14 protein-coding genes are annotated in these 18,266 nt (G+C 70.7%); 2 read left to right on the forward strand and 12 right to left on the reverse strand.

Translation table 11 applies throughout. The annotated features are described in order from the left end of the window. Window positions 1-463 precede the first annotated feature (463 nt). Window positions 464-1,471 carry a stage II sporulation protein M gene (locus tag ACWDEX_RS01670; RefSeq protein ID WP_450461117.1) on the reverse strand — a complete coding sequence of 336 codons (1,008 nt, stop codon included), beginning with the start codon at window positions 1,469-1,471 and terminating at the stop codon, window positions 464-466. 129 nt (window positions 1,472-1,600) lie between these two features. Between ACWDEX_RS01670 and ACWDEX_RS01675 the strand changes: the two genes are divergently transcribed. Further along, window positions 1,601-2,599, forward strand: coding sequence for an RDD family protein (locus ACWDEX_RS01675; protein ID WP_450461118.1), 999 nt, complete (start codon window positions 1,601-1,603; stop codon window positions 2,597-2,599). A 31-nt stretch (window positions 2,600-2,630) separates the two neighbouring features. Here ACWDEX_RS01675 and ACWDEX_RS01680 read toward each other — a convergent pair whose 3' ends face one another. From ACWDEX_RS01680 to ACWDEX_RS01715, 8 genes are all read right to left on the reverse strand, one after another. Further along, window positions 2,631-3,245 (reverse strand): hypothetical protein, encoded by a 615-nt coding sequence (locus tag ACWDEX_RS01680; protein WP_450461119.1) that lies wholly within the window; start codon window positions 3,243-3,245, stop codon window positions 2,631-2,633. A gap of 207 nt (window positions 3,246-3,452) precedes the next feature. Next, window positions 3,453-4,910 carry an adenosylhomocysteinase gene (gene ahcY / locus ACWDEX_RS01685; protein WP_450461120.1) on the reverse strand — a complete coding sequence of 486 codons (1,458 nt, stop codon included), beginning with the start codon at window positions 4,908-4,910 and terminating at the stop codon, window positions 3,453-3,455. 373 nt (window positions 4,911-5,283) lie between these two features. Continuing rightward, window positions 5,284-6,258 carry a cation diffusion facilitator family transporter gene (locus ACWDEX_RS01690; RefSeq protein WP_450461121.1) on the reverse strand — a complete coding sequence of 325 codons (975 nt, stop codon included), beginning with the start codon at window positions 6,256-6,258 and terminating at the stop codon, window positions 5,284-5,286. Between the two features lie 154 nt (window positions 6,259-6,412). Next, window positions 6,413-7,567 carry a mannose-6-phosphate isomerase, class I gene (manA, locus tag ACWDEX_RS01695; RefSeq protein ID WP_450461122.1) on the reverse strand — a complete coding sequence of 385 codons (1,155 nt, stop codon included), beginning with the start codon at window positions 7,565-7,567 and terminating at the stop codon, window positions 6,413-6,415. A 62-nt stretch (window positions 7,568-7,629) separates the two neighbouring features. Continuing rightward, window positions 7,630-8,757 carry an SIS domain-containing protein gene (locus tag ACWDEX_RS01700; RefSeq protein WP_450461123.1) on the reverse strand — a complete coding sequence of 376 codons (1,128 nt, stop codon included), beginning with the start codon at window positions 8,755-8,757 and terminating at the stop codon, window positions 7,630-7,632. Window positions 8,758-8,785: 28 nt separating this feature from the next. Continuing rightward, window positions 8,786-8,956, reverse strand: coding sequence for a Trm112 family protein (locus tag ACWDEX_RS01705; RefSeq protein ID WP_450461124.1), 171 nt, complete (start codon window positions 8,954-8,956; stop codon window positions 8,786-8,788). A 174-nt stretch (window positions 8,957-9,130) separates the two neighbouring features. Then, window positions 9,131-10,546: a phosphomannomutase/phosphoglucomutase gene (locus ACWDEX_RS01710; RefSeq protein ID WP_450461125.1), complete on the reverse strand. Its 1,416-nt coding sequence runs from the start codon at window positions 10,544-10,546 to the stop codon at window positions 9,131-9,133. A gap of 370 nt (window positions 10,547-10,916) precedes the next feature. Continuing rightward, window positions 10,917-11,291, reverse strand: a complete 375-nt coding sequence (locus ACWDEX_RS01715; protein WP_450461126.1) for a DUF3499 domain-containing protein — start codon at window positions 11,289-11,291, stop codon at window positions 10,917-10,919. Between the two features lie 389 nt (window positions 11,292-11,680). On the opposite strand from ACWDEX_RS01715, the gene ACWDEX_RS01720 reads away from it, so the two are divergent. Next, window positions 11,681-12,130, forward strand: coding sequence for a metallopeptidase family protein (locus tag ACWDEX_RS01720; protein WP_450461358.1), 450 nt, complete (start codon window positions 11,681-11,683; stop codon window positions 12,128-12,130). Window positions 12,131-12,186: 56 nt separating this feature from the next. Here the strand turns inward: ACWDEX_RS01720 and ACWDEX_RS01725 are convergent, their stop codons facing one another. From ACWDEX_RS01725 to ACWDEX_RS01735, 3 genes are all read right to left on the reverse strand, one after another. Beyond that, entirely contained in the window at window positions 12,187-13,710 is a 1,524-nt protein-coding gene (locus ACWDEX_RS01725) for a DUF5719 family protein (protein ID WP_450461127.1), read from the reverse strand. Next, window positions 13,707-17,417, reverse strand: coding sequence for a glycosyltransferase (locus tag ACWDEX_RS01730; protein ID WP_450461128.1), 3,711 nt, complete (start codon window positions 17,415-17,417; stop codon window positions 13,707-13,709). Before ACWDEX_RS01730 ends, ACWDEX_RS01725 begins: the two co-directional genes overlap by 4 nt. A gap of 255 nt (window positions 17,418-17,672) precedes the next feature. Then, window positions 17,673-17,936 (reverse strand): WhiB family transcriptional regulator, encoded by a 264-nt coding sequence (locus ACWDEX_RS01735; protein WP_010986447.1) that lies wholly within the window; start codon window positions 17,934-17,936, stop codon window positions 17,673-17,675. Between the last annotated feature and the right edge of the window lie 330 nt (window positions 17,937-18,266).

The following is an 18,266-nucleotide window of genomic DNA, read 5'->3' on the forward strand; positions in this document are numbered from 1 at the left end:
GGCCGGAGACGGGGTATCAACATATCTGGCGTTGATTTTTGGCACGCTGTTGAGTTCTCAAGGAACGGACGCTTCCTTTGTACTCACCCGAGAGATTCACTCTCGCGCTTTCCTCCGGGCGCTTCCCTTCGGTGTTTCCGACTCTATCAGATCTTTTCTCGACCCGATTTCCTCGGCGCTTTCCAGGTTCCCGCTCTCGCGTTTCCCTTTCCGGCGGATCCGACTTTATCAGAGTTCTAGGGGCCGATTGACCGGCGTCCATTTCTGAATCATCGGAGGGGCCTCTCGGAACGATGTTCCGGAAGCGACTAGATGCTCACTGTTACCGGGGGGACTGGTCCACCCCTAGGCAACTGTTCGAATCTACCTCCCCACCCGAGCTGTGTCAACGGCTCCTGTGGGGCGAAGAGGAGACTAGCAGGTCAACGCGGGGAAACGCACATCCGACAGCGCCGCTCGCGCGTCAGGCCGCCGTCGGAAGCGTGGCGCTGCGTTCCGCCTCGTCCACGTCGCCGGTGTCGCCGGCCCTCGTCGCACGCCCGCCCAGGACATAGACGTATGTGAGGAACGCCAGCTCAGCGACGATGCCGATGCTTATCCGGGCCCAGGTCGGCAGACCGGACGGGGTCACGAAGCCCTCGATGGCGCCCGAGACGAACAGGACCAGGACGAGGCCGATCGCTATCCCCAGGGCGGCCCGGCCCTCCTCGGCCAGGGCGGTGCGGCGCGAGCGGGGGCCCGGGTCGATCAGGGTCCAGCCGAGTCGTAGCCCCGTTCCGGCGGCCACGAAGACCGCCGTCAGTTCGAGCAGACCGTGTGGGAGTACCAGGCCAAGGAAAGTGTCGAGACGACCTGCCGAGGACATCAGGCCGATCCCCACCCCCAGATTGAGCATGTTGGTGAAGAGGACCAGGAGGACCGGCAGGCCCAGGAAGACGCCGAGGACCAGGCACATCGCCGCGGCCTGTGCGTTGTTCGTCCACACCTGGGCGGCGAAGGCGGCGGCTGGGTGGCTGGAGTAGTACGTCTCGTACTCACCCCCGGGGCGGGTCAGATCGCGTAGTTCGCCGGGCGCCGCGATCGAGGACTGCACCTCCGGATGGGTACCGATCCACCACCCCAGGAGCGCTGCCACCAGTGTGGAGATCAGCGCGGTGGGTATCCACCAGCGGCTCGAACGATAGACCGCGGCGGGGAATCCGTAGGCGAGGAACTGTGTGACATCGCGCCACGAGGCGTGACGGGTGCCTGTCACGGCACTGCGCGCGCGTGCCACCAGTTGACTGAGGCGGCCCATGAGCTGGGGGTCCGGCGCGCTGGACTGGATCACGGACAGATGTGTGGCGGTGCGTTGGTAGAGGGCGACCAGTTCGTCCGCCTCGGCTCCGGTGAGGCGGCGCCGGCGGTGGAGCAGGGCTTCGAGGCGGCCCCACTCGGCGCGGTGGGTGGACACGAACACGTCGAGGTCCATGGGATGGGCAGCTCCTCGTCCTCTCGTCCTGCTCGTCCTGTGTGCCAGCTTGTCTACTGCTGCGGCGCATGCGCCCTCAGCTTGGCAGACTGGCGGCTCTCGGGGTGGGCCAGGGGAAGGACAGCGGGTGTGAGTGAGCTAGTGACGGGTGAGGCGGTGGCGCTGGAGCTGCGCCCCGCGAAGCTGCCGAGCCGGGCACTGGCCGTGTTGCTCGACCTGGTGGTGACCATGGCCGCCTACGTCATCGTGATGATCGCCGTGGTGGCGTCCACGTCCGGACTGGACGACGCCGCTCAGACAGCGATGTCGATCGCGGCCTTTGTCCTCGTGCTCGTGGGCGGGCCGATCGCGGTGGAGACACTCAGCCACGGTCGTTCGCTGGGCAAGCTGGCCTGCGGGCTGCGTGTGGTGCGGGACGACGGGGGGCCCATCCGCTTCAGGCACGCGCTCGTCCGGGGCGCAATCGGTCTGGTCGAGATCCTGATGACGTTCGGGGTCGTCGCGTGCATCGCCTCGCTGGTGTCGGCGCGGGGCCGACGGCTCGGTGACGTGTTCGCCGGAACACTGGTCGTACGGGAACGGGTGCCGGGGGGCCGTACGGGCTTCGTGCCCCCGCCGCCGCCCTGGCTGTCCGGGCGGTTCTCGGAACTGGACCTCTCGGCGGTTCCGGATGGGTTGTGGCTGGCGATCCGGCAGTACCTGACGCGGATGCGGCAGCTGGATCCGCAGGTGGGCTGGACGATGGCGGAGCGTCTGGCCTCCGACCTGGCAGCGCATACGGGGGCGCCGGCGCCGCATGGGGTTCCACCGGCCGCGTATCTGGCGGCCGTGGTGCAGGAACGACAGGCGCGGGAGGCGCGACGGGCGTTCGGCAGCCGGGGGCAGGGCGGGGCCGCGGGTGTGCGCCCGCAGACCGGTCTCGTCACGTATGGGCCCACACCGACGCCGGAACAGGACCCGGTCGCACCGGAGGCCGGTTCGTGGTCGGTTCCCGGGTCGGACGTCCCGAGCCCGTCCGGATCGCCGGTTCGGTCGCAGACGAACGCACAGCCCTGGGCGTCGACGCCCAGGGCACCGCAGGACGGGCCCTCGGGACCGTCGGGCACCGGATTCGTGCCACCGGCCTGACGCTCTTTCCGAGCAGTCGGCCGGGCTGTGGTCACGTGAACGCCGACGGCGGTGACTCGAGGTGCTCCAGCTCGACGCCGGGCGCGGCGAGCACCACGTCGCCGGCGATGTGGACGGTGTCCCGCTCCCCGGTGTCCAAGGCTGTGACCTGGTATTCCTCCACGATCAGGGGGGCGCTGTCAGTGGCGTGTGCTTCTCTTGCGATCAGGGCCCAGGACTGGTCAACGGTGCGGGGAGCGAGGACCGGATCCGTGAACGAGACGAGGCGTACGCGCGTCGCGGACGAAGTGGGGGTGAGGCGCAGTAGACGGGCGGTGGCGACGAGGAACGCCGGGGACGTGCCGGTGAAGGCGTGGGCGCGGACATTGCCTTCGGTGGCGTGCGCGCCGGTGGGGTCGGTACGCACCCAGGTGACGCCGTCGAGGGCGGCGCCCCGCACCTGCCAGCCGGCAGCGTGGAGTTCGAGGCGGATGGGACGGCCGAGTTCGTCAAGGGCGAGGTCGACGGAGCCGGCGTGGTCCCCGGTGGGGGTGGTCAGTTGAGAGACGTAGCGCCAGCCGGAAGGGCCCGGCGCGCACTGGAAGTGTTCTTCGGCGAGGAGGGTGTGGTCGTGCGGATCGTGAAGCGAATAGCGGCCGCGGGGCATGGGGGTCCTGGATCGTGACGGGTGGGTCCGGCCGGTCGGCCTGGCCCGGCATATGAGGCAGGCCCCCGGCACGGGGGTGCGGGGGCCTGCCTCGGGACCTGCTGCTGAAGGGCGCATCCGGAAAACGGACGTGCTCACCATGCGATGGCGCGAGGGCGGCGTGCGCCGACAGCCTGCGGCGTACGCGCGCCCCGGCGCCACGGATGATCAGTAGCGGTAGTGGTCCGACTTGTACGGGCCTTCGACATCGACGCCGATGTACGCGGCCTGCTCGGGGCGGAGGGTGGTGAGCTTCACGCCGAGCGCGTCCAGGTGGAGGCGGGCGACCTTCTCGTCGAGGTGCTTGGGCAGCGTGTACACGCCGACCGGGTACGCGTCGGGCTTGGTGAACAGCTCGATCTGGGCCAGCGTCTGGTCCGCGAAGGAGTTGGACATCACGAACGACGGGTGACCGGTGGCGTTGCCCAGGTTCAGCAGACGTCCTTCGGACAGCACGATGATCTTCTTGCCGTCGGGGAAGGTCCATGTGTGGACCTGCGGCTTGACCTCGTCCTTGACGATGCCGGGGATCTTGGCGAGGCCGGCCATGTCGATCTCGTTGTCGAAGTGACCGATGTTGCCCACGATCGCCTGGTGCTTCATCTTTGCCATGTCACTGGCCATGATGATGTCCTTGTTGCCGGTCGTGGTGACGAAGATGTCGGCCTGACCGACGACCTCGTCGAGGGTCGTGACCTGGTAGCCGTCCATCGCCGCCTGCAGCGCGCAGATCGGGTCGATCTCCGTCACGATCACCCGGGCACCCTGGCCGCGCAGCGACTCCGCACAGCCCTTGCCGACGTCGCCGTAACCGCATACCACCGCGGTCTTGCCACCGATCAGGACGTCGGTGGCGCGGTTGATGCCGTCGACCAGCGAGTGGCGGCAGCCGTACTTGTTGTCGAACTTCGACTTGGTGACCGCGTCGTTGACGTTGATCGCGGGGAACAGCAGGACGCCGTCGCGCTGCATCTCGTACAGGCGGTGCACGCCGGTCGTGGTCTCCTCGGTCACGCCGCGGATCTCGGACGCCAGCTGGGTCCACTTCTGGGGGTTCTCGCCCAGGGTGCGGTGGAGCAGCTGGAGGATGACGCGGTGCTCGTCGGACTCGGCGGTCTCGACGGCCGGGACCTTGCCGTCCTTCTCGTACTGGACGCCGTTGTGGACGAGGAGGGTGGCGTCACCGCCGTCGTCCAGGATCATGTTCGGGCCGCCGGTGGGGCTGTCCGGCCAGGTCAGCGCCTGCTCGGTGCACCACCAGTACTCCTCGAGCGTCTCGCCCTTCCAGGCGAAGACCGGAACGCCCTGGGGGTTGTCGGGGGTGCCGTTGGGGCCGACGGCGATGGCGGCAGCCGCGTGGTCCTGGGTGGAGAAGATGTTGCAGGAGGCCCAGCGGACCCGGGCGCCGAGGGCTACCAGGGTCTCGATGAGCACGGCGGTCTGGACGGTCATGTGCAGGGAGCCGGTGACGCGGGCGCCGGCCAGGGGCTGTGCCTCGGCGTACTCCTTGCGGATCGCCATCAGACCGGGCATCTCGTGCTCGGCGAGGGTGATCTCCTTGCGGCCGAACTCGGCCAGGGAGAGGTCGGCGACCTTGAAGTCCTGTCGACTGTCGACAGTCGTCATTGCGGGGTGCTCCTCGAGGGTCGGGGCGAGGTGGATACGACTGGTCCGCGCGACGGTGGACACAGGGCGCCCGGAAAGGGACGCAGGCATGCCCGCTTCGCGCAGCGCAGTTCGTCGGAGGCCCTCTCTCCCTCGGTCGGCCCGCGTGGGCCGCCCGACCGCCATCAGCAGCGACGTCTGGCTCCGTCAAAGCTACACCGGGCGGCCCCGCGCTCCCCAGTCCGCATCCCGAGACGCCCGGTTGCTTCCGGCCATTTTCGGCCGGTGTCCGCCCCGTCGGCCCACCGTGCTCGGCTTGGGAGTCGGCGCGTGGGCGCACGGCGACGGGCGGCTCGCCGGTGTCGGCCGTGGTCCGGGCGCGAGCAGGGGACGGTCAGTGGGCGGCTGGGGCCGGTCCCCCGGGCGTCGCCTCACGATCCGGGCCCTTGGCCGCTTCCGCCGCACTGTAGATGTCCGGCTCCAGGTAGATCACGCGGGCTATCGGGACGGCGGTGCGGATACGGGCCTCGGCGGCGTCGATGGCGTTCGCGACCTCGGCGGCGGTGTCGTCGTGCCGTACGGCGATCTTGGCGGCGATCAGCAGCTCCTCGGGGCCGAGGTGGAGGGTGCGCATGTGGATGACGCCGGTGACCGTCTCACCGTCGACGATCGCGGTCTCGATCTTCTTGACCTCCTGGGCGCCCGCAGCCTCGCCGAGGAGCAGGGACTTGGTCTCGGCGGCGAGGACGAGGGCGATCAGGACGAGCAGCACGCCGATGCAGACGGTGCCGATGCCGTCCCATACGCCGTTACCGGTGAGCAGCGCGAGGCTCACGCCGCCGAGCGCGAGTACCAGGCCGATGAGCGCGCCGAAGTCCTCCAGGAGGACGACCGGCAGTTCGGGCGCTTTGGCACGGCGGATGAACTGCGCCCAGGAGAGGTTGCCGCGCAGTTCGTTGGACTCCTTGATGGCCGTGCGGAAGGAGAAGCCCTCGGCGATGACCGCGAAGGCGAGGACGCCCACTGGCCAGTACCAGTGCTCCACTGCGTGCGGGTTCCGGATCTTCTCGTAACCCTCGTAGATCGCGAACATGCCGCCGACCGAGAACAGGACGATCGAGACGAGGAACGCGTAAATGTAGCGCTCGCGCCCGTAGCCGAAGGGGTGCTGTGGGGTCGCCTCGCGCTGGGCCCGCTTGCCACCGATCAGCAGCAGGAACTGGTTGCCGGAGTCAGCCAGCGAGTGGACGCCCTCGGCGAGCATCGATGACGAGCCGCTGAAGGCGAACGCCACGAACTTCGATGCCGCGATCGCAAGGTTGGCGCCGAGTGCCGCCACGATCGCCTTGGTGCCGCCTGACGCGCTCATGTGTTCGCGTTGTCCCTTCGTAGACCCGCCCTGGGCACTTGTGCGTCACGCACGCCGTCCCGGGCTTTGCCCGCCCTTTGCTGGTGAGTCATTGTTGCAGCCCGGTCCGACGTCGGTGCGCGGACTGGCACAGCGGCTGGGCGCGGGGTCGGGATCAGACGACGACCGTGGCCCGGAAGAGCGTGCCAGCCCCGGACACCTCGGCCTTCTCCTCGGCCGGTACGAAGACCGACTCACCGGGGGTGAGCTTGTGTCCTCCCGCTCGTACGGAACCGGCCGTGCACAGCAGGATCTGCGGAGTCGCGCACGTGACGTCGTGCGGGGCTGTGTCTTCCGGCAGGACGTACCGGGACAGGCGGAACTCGTCGACGGGAGTCTCGTAGACCTCTTCTTCGCCGGCGGGGGAAGCCGTCGGGCGCAGCACGCCGGGGTCGCCCGCCTCGAAGCGGACGATGCGCAGCAGCTCGGGGACGTCGACGTGCTTGGGGGTCAGACCGCAGCGCAGGACGTTGTCGGAGTTGGCCATGATCTCGACGCCGAGGCCGTTCAGGTAGGCGTGTGGGACGCCGGCGCCGAGGAACATGGCCTCACCGGGGTGCAGCCGGACGTGGTTGAGCAGCATGGCGGCGATCACGCCGGGGTCGCCGGGGTAGTGGTGGGCGATGTCGGCGTACGGAGCGTAGGCGCCGCCCAGGCGGGCGCAGGCGGCCGCGGCCTCGGTGACCGTGTGGGCCATCTTCTCGGGGTCGGCGGTCAGCACGGCGGTGAGGACCTCGCGCAGGGCGTCCTCTTCGGGGTGTGCGCGCAGCAGGTCGACGTACGGCTGGAGGGAGTCGACGTCGAGGCCGGCCAGCAGGTCGGCGGCTGCGGCAGCACTGCGGAAACCGCACAGGCCGTCGAACTCGGTGAGGGCGCAGATCAGCTCGGGCTTGTGATTGGCGTCCTTGTAGTTGCGGTGGGGCGCGTCGACGGGGATGCCGCGGGACTGCTCGTCCTCGTAGCCTTCCCGGGCCTGCTCGAGGTCAGGATGCACCTGCAGGGAGAGCGGGGCTCCGGCGGCGAGGATCTTCAGCAGGAACGGCAGCCGGGGGCCGAACCTGGCCACCGTCCGGTGCCCGAGTTCGCGTTCCGGTGCCTCGTCGATCACCTCGTCGAGCGGGCCGCGCGCGGTACCCGAGGGCGCTCCCGGGTGGGCTCCCATCCACATCTCCGCCTGTGGCTCAGCGGTCGGCTCCACGCCGAGGAGCCGCGGGATCGCGGTCGTCGAACCCCACGCGTAGGGGCGGATGGCGTTGTCGAGGCGGTCCATGGGTGACTTTTCTCCGTACGTACGCTGCTCGGCGGGTGCTGATCAGAAGACGTGCGCCAAGATCAGGCCCTCGAAGCGAGCGCCACGTAAACGGCGGCGAAATCCGTGATGGCGATCAGCTCAGCGAGGGTCTCCAGGTCGTCGCCCTCCTCCGGTTCGAGTTCACTGATCGCCGTGTCGTGACTGAGGGCCAGTTCACGGGCGGCGGGGGCCGCGCTGAGGCCACTGATCGGGCGGTCGCGCAGGAGGATCACGCGCGCGTGGAGGGCCTGTGCCTCCTCGACGCGGTCGCGGAAGAAGTCGTCGGGGTCGGCGCCCGCGGCGAGTGCGCCGGAGAGCAGGACGCTGTGCGCGACCAGCGCCTCGGGTAGCTGAGCGGTGAGCGCTGCGCGGCCGGCCAGCTCCGCGAGCGCGGCGGCGAAGCGGCGACCGGCCGGCGCGGCGGAGACGCCTTCCGTCCAGATCACCGGAAGGGCCTCGGCCAGTTCGGCGGCAAGGTTCTTCGCGGGGTTGTCGTAGGTCGCGATGGCCGGGCCGCAGCGTTCGGCGACGTGGTCGAGTCGATCGGCGACCTTCGCCAGCGCGTCGGGCGGCGCGGAGAGCAGCCCGGTGCGGTCGAGGAGGACGAGCAGCGGGGTGAGCAGGGCCCACAGAACGCCCGGCGCCGATGCGGCGAGGGGTTCCTCCTGCTCGTGCGGGGCGGTCGCCATCGGGACGACCAGGCCGTGCGAACCGGACACCGCATCCGTGATCGGAGAGCGGTCGGGGGCCACGGCGACGACTGTGCAGCCGCGCCGGTAGGCCTGGTCGACCAGGATCGACAGGCCGGGCTCGGTGCCGTCGGGCGTGGCGATCAGCAGGAGGTCGACGGGGCCGGCCCAGCCGGGCAGCTCCCAGCGCAGGGCACCCGCGGCGGGAGCGACGCCGGTGGGGTCGATCCGGAGCACCGGGCAGGCGGCGCCGGCGAGGGTGCCGAGCAGTTCGGCAACGCCCGCGGAGGCCGTGCCGGGGCCCGCGATGAGCACTGCGCGGGGACGGCCGTCGGGCTTCAGGTCGGTGATCCCCGCCTCTGCGGCGTGCCGCACGGCGGTGCGGACCCGGGCGCCCGCCTCGGCGGCGCCGCGGAGCAGCGCACGGCGGTCGGCGCGCGCGAGGGCCTCGGGGTCGTCAAGCAGCGATTCGTCGAGCATGGGCGGCAGCCTCCGATCGCCGGGTCCGCTACGCGGGGCGGCGAGCCTCATCGACGAGCAGGACGGGGATGCCGTCCCGTACGGGGTAGGCGAGGCCGCAGTCCTGGCCGGTGCAGACCAGCTCGTTCTCCTCCTCCTTGAGGGGGGAGTGGCACGCCGGGCAGGCGAGGATCTCCAGAAGGCCGGCTTCGAGCGGCATAACAGGTCCCTTCGGGGCTGGTGCACTTGGCCTGGTCAGATTACCGCTGTGGTGGCCACCGCGGGACTTGAGGCGAGTGGCCGGCTCCCTCTCGGCGGCGAGGAGGAGCCGCGGCGGGCGGGGAAGCGGCCGGAACGGCCGTCCCCGCCCTGCCGGGTCGTGCGGGCGGCGGAGTCAGCCCCGGATGATCTCCAGGGCCTCGTCCCTGAGCTTCGCCATGGTGGCCTCGTCCCTCGCCTCGGCGTTCAGCCGGAGCAGCGGTTCCGTGTTGGACGGGCGGACGTTGAACCACCAGTCGGCGGACGAGACGGTCAGGCCGTCCAGTTCGTCGATATCGATGCCCTCGCGGCCCTCGAACGCGGCCTTGACCGCGGCGAGTCGGCCCTGCTGGTCGTCGACCGTGGAGTTGATCTCGCCGGAACCCACATAGCGGTCGTACTCGGCGACCAGTTGCGACAGCGGGCCGTCCTGGCCGCCGAGGGCAGCCAGGACGTGGAGCGCGGCCAGCATGCCTGTGTCGGCGTTCCAGAAGTCCTTGAAGTAGTAGTGCGCGGAGTGCTCACCGCCGAAGATCGCGCCCGTACGCGCCATCTCGGCCTTGATGAAGGAGTGGCCGACGCGGGTGCGCACCGGCGTGCCGCCGTTCTCCCGGACGACCTCGGGGACCGACCAGGACGTGATCAGGTTGTGGATGATCACGCCCTTGCCGCCGTGCCTGGCCAGCTCGCGCGCGGCGACCAGGGCCGTGATCGCGGAGGGCGAGACCGGGTCGCCGTTCTCGTCGACGACGAAGCAGCGGTCGGCGTCGCCGTCGAAGGCGATACCGATGTCGGCGCGCTCCTCACGCACGCGCTCCTGCAGGTCGACGATGTTCTTCGGGTCGAGCGGGTTCGCCTCGTGGTTCGGGAACGTGCCGTCCAGTTCGAAGTACATCGGGACCAGGTCGATCGGCAGCCCGGCGAGGACGGTCGGCACGGTATGTCCGCCCATGCCGTTTCCTGCGTCGACGACGACCTTCAGGTGAGAAGGGTGCGAAGCGCCTTCCGCGGAGGGGAGGCGGTGGGAGGCGGGCGGACGGATGGAGGTCAGGTCGACGAGGGAGCGCAGGTGCGCCGCGTAGTCCTTCAGCGTGTCGCGCTGTGTGATCGTTCCGGGTGTGGGGGCCGGCTCGGGCGCGCCGGAGTCCACCCACCGCTCGACCCGTGCGCGGATATCGGCGAGCCCCGTGTCCTGGCCTACCGGGGCGGCGCCCGCGCGGCACATCTTGATGCCGTTGTACTCGGCCGGGTTGTGCGAGGCGGTGAACATCGCGCCCGGCAGACCGAACGCGCCCGACGCGTAGTACAGCTGGTCCGTCGAACACAGGCCGATCTCGGTGACGTCGACGCCGCGTGCCACCGCGCCGCGGGCGAACGCGCGGGACAGGCCGGGGGACGAGGGCCGCATGTCGTGACCGATCACGATCGCCTGCGCTCCGGTCACCTCCGCGAAGGCCGCCCCGAAGAGCTCGGCAAGTGAGTCGTCCCACTGGTCCGGGACCACTCCGCGCACGTCGTACGCCTTCACGATCTGCGACAGATCAGTAGCCACGGACAAGCCTCCCGAATTCTCGATGATGCCCCCAAACTACCTGCTGGAACCAGCGCCCTGCCGCCGCTACCCGGTGCCGGAAAGGCGGTTCCGACGGAGTTCATACCGGAACCGGAAGTGCGCACGGGTTCCCGTCCTGGCTGCGACGGCCGTACGCGCAGTGGAATTCGGAGCGATCCTGCCGTCGGCCGCCGGCGCCCATGGGAATGTCGACCAGGGTGCCCATACGTCAAGGAGGATCCGACGGCGGCCAGTTGGGCGGGCACGGAAGACGAACTCGGTGGCCTGCCCGTACGCGTCGCGGCCCTGGCGTCCGCTGGTGGTCCTGGTGCCGGTCGGGGCTAGCGACTCAACCGCCGGGCGCGTGTTCTCAGTTGTCGGGCGAGCGCAGTACCCGCAGGTGGCCGCGGCGTGCGACCTCCATCGGGTCGGCGGTACGGGCGCTGCCTCCGCTCTCGGCCGCGCGCTGCTGCGGACGGGCCGCCTCACGCACCGCGTTCGCGAGCGCCTCCAGGTCGTCACCACTGGGGCGGGCGGGGGCCGAGCCGTCCAGCAGTCGGACGACTTCCCAGCCGCGGGGGGCCGTCAGGCGCTCGGAATGCTCGGCGCACAGGTCGTAGCAGTGGGGTTCGGCGTAGGTGGCGAGCGGGCCGAGGACCGCGGTCGAGTCGGCGTAGACGTACGTCAGCGTCGCGACGGCGGGTCGGCCGCAAGCGGTGCGCGAACAGCGACGTACAGGGCTCACGACGTTGGACGGTACCGCACTCTTGAGCGGGCCGCGACGACTCTCCCCCAGGTCACTCCGCCGTGTCGTGCTGTGAGACGCCCCACACACCCCTCCGGATCGGCCTCATTGACCTGCGCCGACACCGCATGAAGAGGCCCTGGACAGACCTGAATCCGGTCACCACTTGGTACAAATCTCGTCAATTTTCATGAGGTTGGCCCTCCCGGAGAGATATGGAATCGAGCCCAAGCATGGCTGGAATGGTCATCCGGCGACATAAGTACGGTCCCGGCACCCGCTCACGGGGCCGGGCCGTGGGCGGGCCGGCCCCGTGAGCGGGCACCGCGTGGAAGGGCACCGCGTGGGGCCGGGCATGGCGCCCTGTCGAGGACTACGCTTCGTCAGTGATGGACAACCCCGTACCGCCACACTTCGCCGCACCCGGACCCCGCCGCCGTGACCGACACGGCAGGGGGATGCGCGGCCCCGTCGCGCCACCCCAGGTACCGCTCGCCGCGAGCCGCGCAGAGGCGTTCGCGGATCTGGTGCAGGACTCCGTGGACCGCTTGGAGCGACGCTGGCCTCAGGTCGCCGAGATCGACTTCCTGGTGCTGGAGGTGCCGCGCCTCGACGGCACCGGCGGGGGCTGGAACGAGGACGTGGTGCCGCTGGGCGGCACGGTCCCGGCCCGCGAGGGCAGCCGCGCGCGCGTGGTCGTCTACCGCCGCCCGGTCGAGATCCGTACGAAGGGCCGCGACGAGCGTGCCGCGCTGGTCCACGAGGTGGTCGTGGAGCAGGTGGCGGAGTTGCTGGGGCTCGACCCCGAGACGGTGGATCCGCGCTACGGCGAGGACTGAGGCCGGGACCGTCGCCGGGCACGGCACGGGCCGGCCGGGGCCGCAGGCCCCGGCCGTCACTTCTTCAGCAGCACCGACAGGTCCTGGTCGGCGTGCGGCACCTCCACCGTCCCCCGGTCGTCAGGGAGGGTCTGCACCGTGAACGCCGCCGTGCCCTTGGTGTTCGCCTCCAGCGTGCGGGCCGCGTAGACGGGTCCCCCGGAGACCGTCTCGACAGTGAGCGCGTACGTGCCTTTGAGGCCACTCGGCACGAGTGCGTCGACGTTCTGCGTCGTACCGCCCTTGATCGTGTACTGCTTCGTCACCGCCGTGCCACCCTCGCTGCCCGCGGACGCGGTGACCTTGACAGTGGCAGCCTCGCCCGGGGCGCTCAGCGCGAGCGTGGTGCCCTTGGCAGTGTTACCGGCGACCGTCGCGCGCGCGCCGACCGGCGCGGTGGCCGGAATGAACGCCGTCTCCTGCTGGTCGCCCTTGCCGCGCACCACCCGCAGGGCGGCCACCACGGGAACCTCGGTGCCGCTGGATGTGAGCATGAGGGAGCCCGCCTCGCCACGCGTGACGTCGCCGAGGTCCACGACCGTGGTCATCCGGGACTTCACGTGCAGGCTGTCGTTCCCGGCAGGGGTGATCCGTCCGGAGGGCGAGGCGAGGCGCACCGTGAGGTCGGCGTCCGCGTCGCCGGGTACGAAGGCGATCAGGCGGACGTCCGTGGCGTCCTTGGGGATGCCGGGCATCACCAAGGAGCCCTCGGGGCCGACGGAGGCGGCCAGCCAGTCACCCCCGACCTTGTCGTCGAGGGCCTGGATCGCGGCGGCAACCCGGCCGCTGCGGACGCTCACATGGACCGTGAGGTCGTTCTCCCGCACGTCGCTGAGCGTGGACAGCAGGATCGGATCGCTGGAGTGCGGCTTGACGGTGATGCCCTCGCCGACCGTCGACTTGAGGTTGCCGTCCTTGCCGTACAGCTCGATGTCGACGACTGCGGCGGAGTCGTCGGGGTTGGTGAGGTGTACGTAGTCGGTGCGGGAGTTGCTGGTGCTGGCGCCCGGGAACCAGAACTCCGTGTCCGCAGCCGTGCAGTTGGTGCCGAGCAGCCCCCGTCCGGATCCCGCGGCGACCTGGGTGGTCTCCTGGACCGTCCAGCCGGGCGCGAACCGACCGGTGGCGGTACCGATGAGCGCGGGTGTGTCGGCGCCGGAGCTGTCCTTGGTGACCGGCGTGCCGGGCTCCTTGGGGGTCACGGCCGGCGCGTTCGACTGTTTCTTGTGCGTGCCGCTCTTGCCGCCCGTTTTGGAGCCGGAGACCGACCCGTCCGCCGACTGCGCGGTCGCCGCGGTCAGTTCGGCCTTGCCGGCGGCGCCCGCGCCCTGCGATACGGGTGTGAACGAGGTGTACGAGGTCTCGGCGATGTCGGACATGCTCGGCTGGGGGCACAGCAGCCGGGTCCGCTCCACGGGCAGCCGGGCGGCCGTCTTCACGGTGCCGTTGCCGGACGCGTCGGGGGTGGTGAAGGCGGCGAATCCGGTGACGGCGGCGAGCGCGGTCGTGCCGGCGATCAGGGACAGGGTCGTGCGGTTCACTGCTGGCTCCCGTCGGGGCGCTCACTGTCGGTGCCGTGCGCCGGGTCGTACGGCGTGGCGTAGCCCTGGGTGTACGTCTCGTCGTACGAGGCCGGGGTCCCGTAGGCGTACGGGTCGTACTGGGCGCCCTGGTACGGCTGCTGCCCGTACGCGCCCGGTGCGTACTGCTGGTCGCCCGGGTACTGCCCGCCGTCCGCGTACTGCTGGTCGTCCGGGTACTGCCCGCCGTCCAGGTGCTGCTGGTCGCCCGGGTGCTGCTGGTCGCCGTAGGTGCCGTACTCGGTGCCCGCGTAGCCCTCGGTGTCCCACTCGCCGTACGCCCGCTGCTGCGGGACCGCGGCGGAGACTGCGGGAGCCTCCGTCGGAGGAGGAGGCAGCGGGGTGCCGGCTTCCGGCCCGTCCTCGTCCGCCCCGGTCTCGGCCTGGGCGCGCCGGCGGCGGGCACGGCGGCCCTCGCCGGCGGTTTCCTGCGTGGGCTCGGGCCGCTCTTCGGGAAGGTCGTCGTCGACGTCACGGCGGCGGCCGGGCAGGGCGAGCACCACGAGGACGACGGCGAGCGCGCCCTGCGCCCACAGCCAGGCCTTGTGGTCGAGCGGCGTGTCGTACGTGAGGTCCAACGTGCCGCCGGTGGCGGGCAGTTCGAAGCCCTGGGCCCAGCCGTCGACGGTGGTGCGGGTGAGCGGCTTGCCGTCCAGGGTGGCGCTCCAGCCCGCGTCGGCGGTGTCGGCGATCCGCAGAACGCGGCCCGACGCGCCGGAGGGGATCTTGGTGTGGATCTCGACCGGGCCCGCCGCGACGGCCTGGGGTGCGGCGGAGCCGGTGATGATCGCGGCGCGGGAGACCTCGTGGTTCACGCGCCACAGGGCGCTGCCGTTCTGCTGGCTCAGCCGGGTCAGGCCGGGTGTGGAGTCCAGGACTCGGGCCACCTCACGGGGCGTTCCCTTGCGGACGAGGACGTAGCGCACGGCGAAGCCGCCGAGTTCGTCGGCCTGGTCGGCGCCGGAGCCCGCCACGAGATTGGCCACGACCTTGTCGAGTCGCTTGTTCTGGCCGCCCTGCGCGGCCAGTTCGGCGTCGCCGAGGCGGGCGCCGGAGCCTCGGACCAGGGTGTAGCCGATGCGCGATGTGGACTCGCCGTCCATGACGAGGGTGCGGGCCTGGTCGCTGGTGCCGCTCTCCTCGGCGACGAACGCGGGCACCTGGACGGGGTCTCGGCGCTCCAGGGGCCCGTCCGCGCCACGGATCATCCATCCGGCGGCGATGAGAAGGGGCCCGGCCGCGGAGGCGAACGCGATGAGCGCGGCGACCGGCTGGCGCCAGCCGAAGTTCTGCTCGGCCACACGCCCGCGTGCGCCGTCCGCACCCATTGTGGCGGCGGCCAGGAGTGCGAGGCCGTAGACGAGGGTCGCGGGTCCCGCCCACGCGGAGCGGTTGGACAGGACCGCGAGGACGAGCGCCACCAGGGCAACCGCCCACGCCGTCCAGATGCCCGCCTGGCGCTGCGCGCGCAGCAGGGCGGCCAGCGCGGCGAGGACGATGCCGATGAGCATCAGCCCGCTGACGGTGCCGGGGCCGCCGGGGCTCGCGCCGAGCAGGTCGGTGGCAGAGGCGGTGCTACTGCCGTACGCGAGGCCGGCCTCCTTGAAGAAGCCGGACGGCAGCAGCGACAGCGACCAGGGGGCGAGCATCAGCAGAGGAGTGCCCACCTGGGCGAGGAAGCGCGCCCCGTAGGCGACGATGTCGTTCCTGCGGACCACGAGCAGCGCCAGGCCGAGGACCAGGGCAATCGGCCACACGATGGGGGTGAACGCGGTAGTGATCGTCAGCAGGAGCGCGTACGCCCAGGTGGCGCGCCAACTGCCGCGGGCACCCGACGCATGGGCGAGCCCGCCGGCCGCGATGGCCGCACGCGCGATGAGCGGCAGCAGGATCGCGAGGACCGCGGTGCCGATGCGGCCGCCGGCGAGGGCGCCGGTGGCCGCAGGCAGAAAGGCGTACGCGACTGACGCCCACGCGCGCAGCAGCCGTGACTCGACGAGCGGACGCGAGGCGAAGTACGCGCTGATCCCGGCAAGCGGCACCGAGCAGACGAGCAGCACCGTGACCGCGAGCCCGGTGGAGCCGAACAGGATGCTCCCGAACAGGGCGACGAGCGCGAGATAGGGAGGCGCGGAGTGCGTGCCTCCCGCGCCCACCGAATGCCAGGCGTCGAGATACCGCGACCACAACTCGGAGGCGTCGGCGGGCACGGGCAGCAGTGCGCCGCCCGCGAGCGCGCCGCCGCCGAGCAGGGCGCGGCAGGCGACGAGCGAGACTGCCAAAAGGACGGCGAAGAGCACCGGTCCGGGCTTGCGGGCGATGCGCTTGAGCCGGGCGAACTGTTCGATCTCCAGGAAGTCGGCGTCGTCGCCGCCGGGTCCGGATTCCATGGCGCTGCCGTGTCGGCCGGCCGAGGAGACCTCGGAGTCCGAGCGGCCCACCAGATTGCTCGCGACCTGTTCGACGGTGGCCCGGACGGTCGCTCCGGGCGGCGGGAACAGTGGGCGCAGCTCGCCCTTGTCGACCTGCGGTCGGCCGCGGCTGCGCCGCCCGGCGATGATCCGCTCGGGCCGCAGCAATGTCCCCAGGAGGCCGCGGATCTCGTCGACCGCCTGCCCCGGGACCTTGCCGACGAGGTAGGCGACCGTGCGCAGCAGGGTGCCCAGCACCAGGCGGAGCACGATCCAGGGCAGCTGTGCCGTACGGGCGTTGACGAGGAGGGTGTAGACGGCGCCCGCCTTGTCGACCTTGTGCGGGGATGCCGCGGTACGGCCCACGCAGTCGACGGTGCGGCGCTCGCGGGAGGCCGCCTCGGCGTGCCGTACGACCGCTTCGGGGGCTACGAGGACGCGGTGTCCGGCGGCCTGGGCGCGCCAGCAGAGGTCGACGTCGTCACGCATCAGGGGCAGATGCCGGTCGAACCCACCGAGCCGTTCGAAAACATCACGTCGGATCAGCATGCCGGCGGTGGAGACGGACAGCACCTGGTGGACGTGGTCGTGTTGGCCCTGGTCCTGTTCGCGGCGGTCCAGGCCGGTCCAGCGGCGGCCGGAGTTGGCGATGCTGACGCCGACCTCCAGCAGTTGCCGACGGTCGTACCAGCCGCGGAGCTTGGGGCCGACGACGGCCACGTCGTCGCGACCCAATTCGAGTTCGGTGTCCACGACCCGCAGCAACTGAGCCAGGGCATCGGGTTCGGGGGCACAGTCGTCGTGCAGGAGCCACAGCCACTGCATCGGCTCGCCGTACGGCAGCTCCGGCATGTCGTAGGCCTCGTCCCGCCAGGTGCGGGTGACGGGGTCCCAGCCGCTGGGGCGCTTGAGGTAGGGCAGGTCGTCCGGGGTGAGCGGGGCCGCGGTGCGGCTCGCCTCCTCGACGGCCTGGCCGAAACCGGTGCGCCGGGCGAGGTGCAGGACCCGGTCGGCGCCGAGTGCTTCGGTGAGCAGTTGGGCGGAGTCGTCCGCGCTTCCGGTGTCGGCCGCCACGGCGTTCTGCACGGGGCGCTCCTGGCTGAGCAGCCCGGCGAGCGCTTCGGGCAGCCAGCGGGCGCCGTCGTGGGCAACGAGCACGGCGGTGACCACGTGACGCGGAAACTCTGGAGGACGGGTCGGGTCGAACGGCGTCGTGGCGGCGTCGTGTTGGACCGCTGGATGGCTGTGCACGGACATCGAGGTACAGGCCCCGGTTCGCTGGACTGCGGTGGACGCCTGTGCCCGAAGGGGGCAGCGGGGCGTCTCGGACGGAGGCCCACACTAACGGCTGGACACGATCACGGCCCGCCGCCTGTGGACAACCCACCTGCGCCGGGCCGTTCGTTACGTAAGGGTGTACGCCTTTTCTTCGCTCGCCGGTCGGGGCGGCCGCCACGCGTGCGTGAGCCTCTTTTACGACGATCTGGACGGTTCTTTTCAGTCAACGGGGTGTCAGATGGCGGCCTTCTTCAGGCGGCGGCGCTCACGTTCGGACAGGCCGCCCCAGATACCGAACCGCTCGTCGTTGGCAAGCGCGTACTCGAGGCACTCCGAGCGGACCTCGCACGCGAGACAGACCTTCTTGGCCTCACGGGTGGAGCCGCCCTTCTCGGGGAAGAACGACTCGGGGTCGGTCTGGGCGCACAGCGCGCGCTCCTGCCAGCCGAGTTCCTCATCCGCGTCGTCGACCAGCAGTTGCTGCACCAGCTCGGTCATGTGCGCCCCTCGTCTGTCTTTCACGTCCCCGTGATGTAGCCGTTACCGATTTCGGCTGAACGACACGAGTGAAATTACAAGTGTGCCGATCCGGGCCAGTCAAGCCGAGATCTGCTATTGGGCCCCTTATTCACCCTGCGGAACCAAGGCTATGCGGAAAGTGTTCAAATCGGCATAAACCCTGACACTCGGCGGAGGCCAGACGGGCCTCCGCCCCCTCTCGGGGAAGGACGCCCAGGCATTCGGTCCCGTTCCGGTGTGCACCACGAAGCGAACCGGATCACATTCGGATCACGAGATCGCAACGGAGATCGTGCACCGGTCGTGCGC

This window comes from Streptomyces sp. NPDC001020 (assembly GCF_053599115.1).

Coding starts and splice junctions, on each gene's coding strand:
- ACWDEX_RS01670 (WP_450461117.1), bottom strand. CDS start 1,471: ATGGACCTCGACGTGTTCGTGTCCACCCACCGCGCCGAGTGGGGCCGC.
- ACWDEX_RS01680 (WP_450461119.1), bottom strand. CDS start 3,245: ATGCCCCGCGGCCGCTATTCGCTTCACGATCCGCACGACCACACCCTC.
- ahcY (WP_450461120.1), bottom strand. CDS start 4,910: ATGACGACTGTCGACAGTCGACAGGACTTCAAGGTCGCCGACCTCTCC.
- ACWDEX_RS01690 (WP_450461121.1), bottom strand. CDS start 6,258: ATGAGCGCGTCAGGCGGCACCAAGGCGATCGTGGCGGCACTCGGCGCC.
- manA (WP_450461122.1), bottom strand. CDS start 7,567: ATGGACCGCCTCGACAACGCCATCCGCCCCTACGCGTGGGGTTCGACG.
- ACWDEX_RS01700 (WP_450461123.1), bottom strand. CDS start 8,757: ATGCTCGACGAATCGCTGCTTGACGACCCCGAGGCCCTCGCGCGCGCC.
- ACWDEX_RS01705 (WP_450461124.1), bottom strand. CDS start 8,956: ATGCCGCTCGAAGCCGGCCTTCTGGAGATCCTCGCCTGCCCGGCGTGC.
- ACWDEX_RS01720 (WP_450461358.1), top strand. CDS start 11,681: ATGGACAACCCCGTACCGCCACACTTCGCCGCACCCGGACCCCGCCGC.
- ACWDEX_RS01730 (WP_450461128.1), bottom strand. CDS start 17,417: ATGTCCGTGCACAGCCATCCAGCGGTCCAACACGACGCCGCCACGACG.
- ACWDEX_RS01735 (WP_010986447.1), bottom strand. CDS start 17,936: ATGACCGAGCTGGTGCAGCAACTGCTGGTCGACGACGCGGATGAGGAA.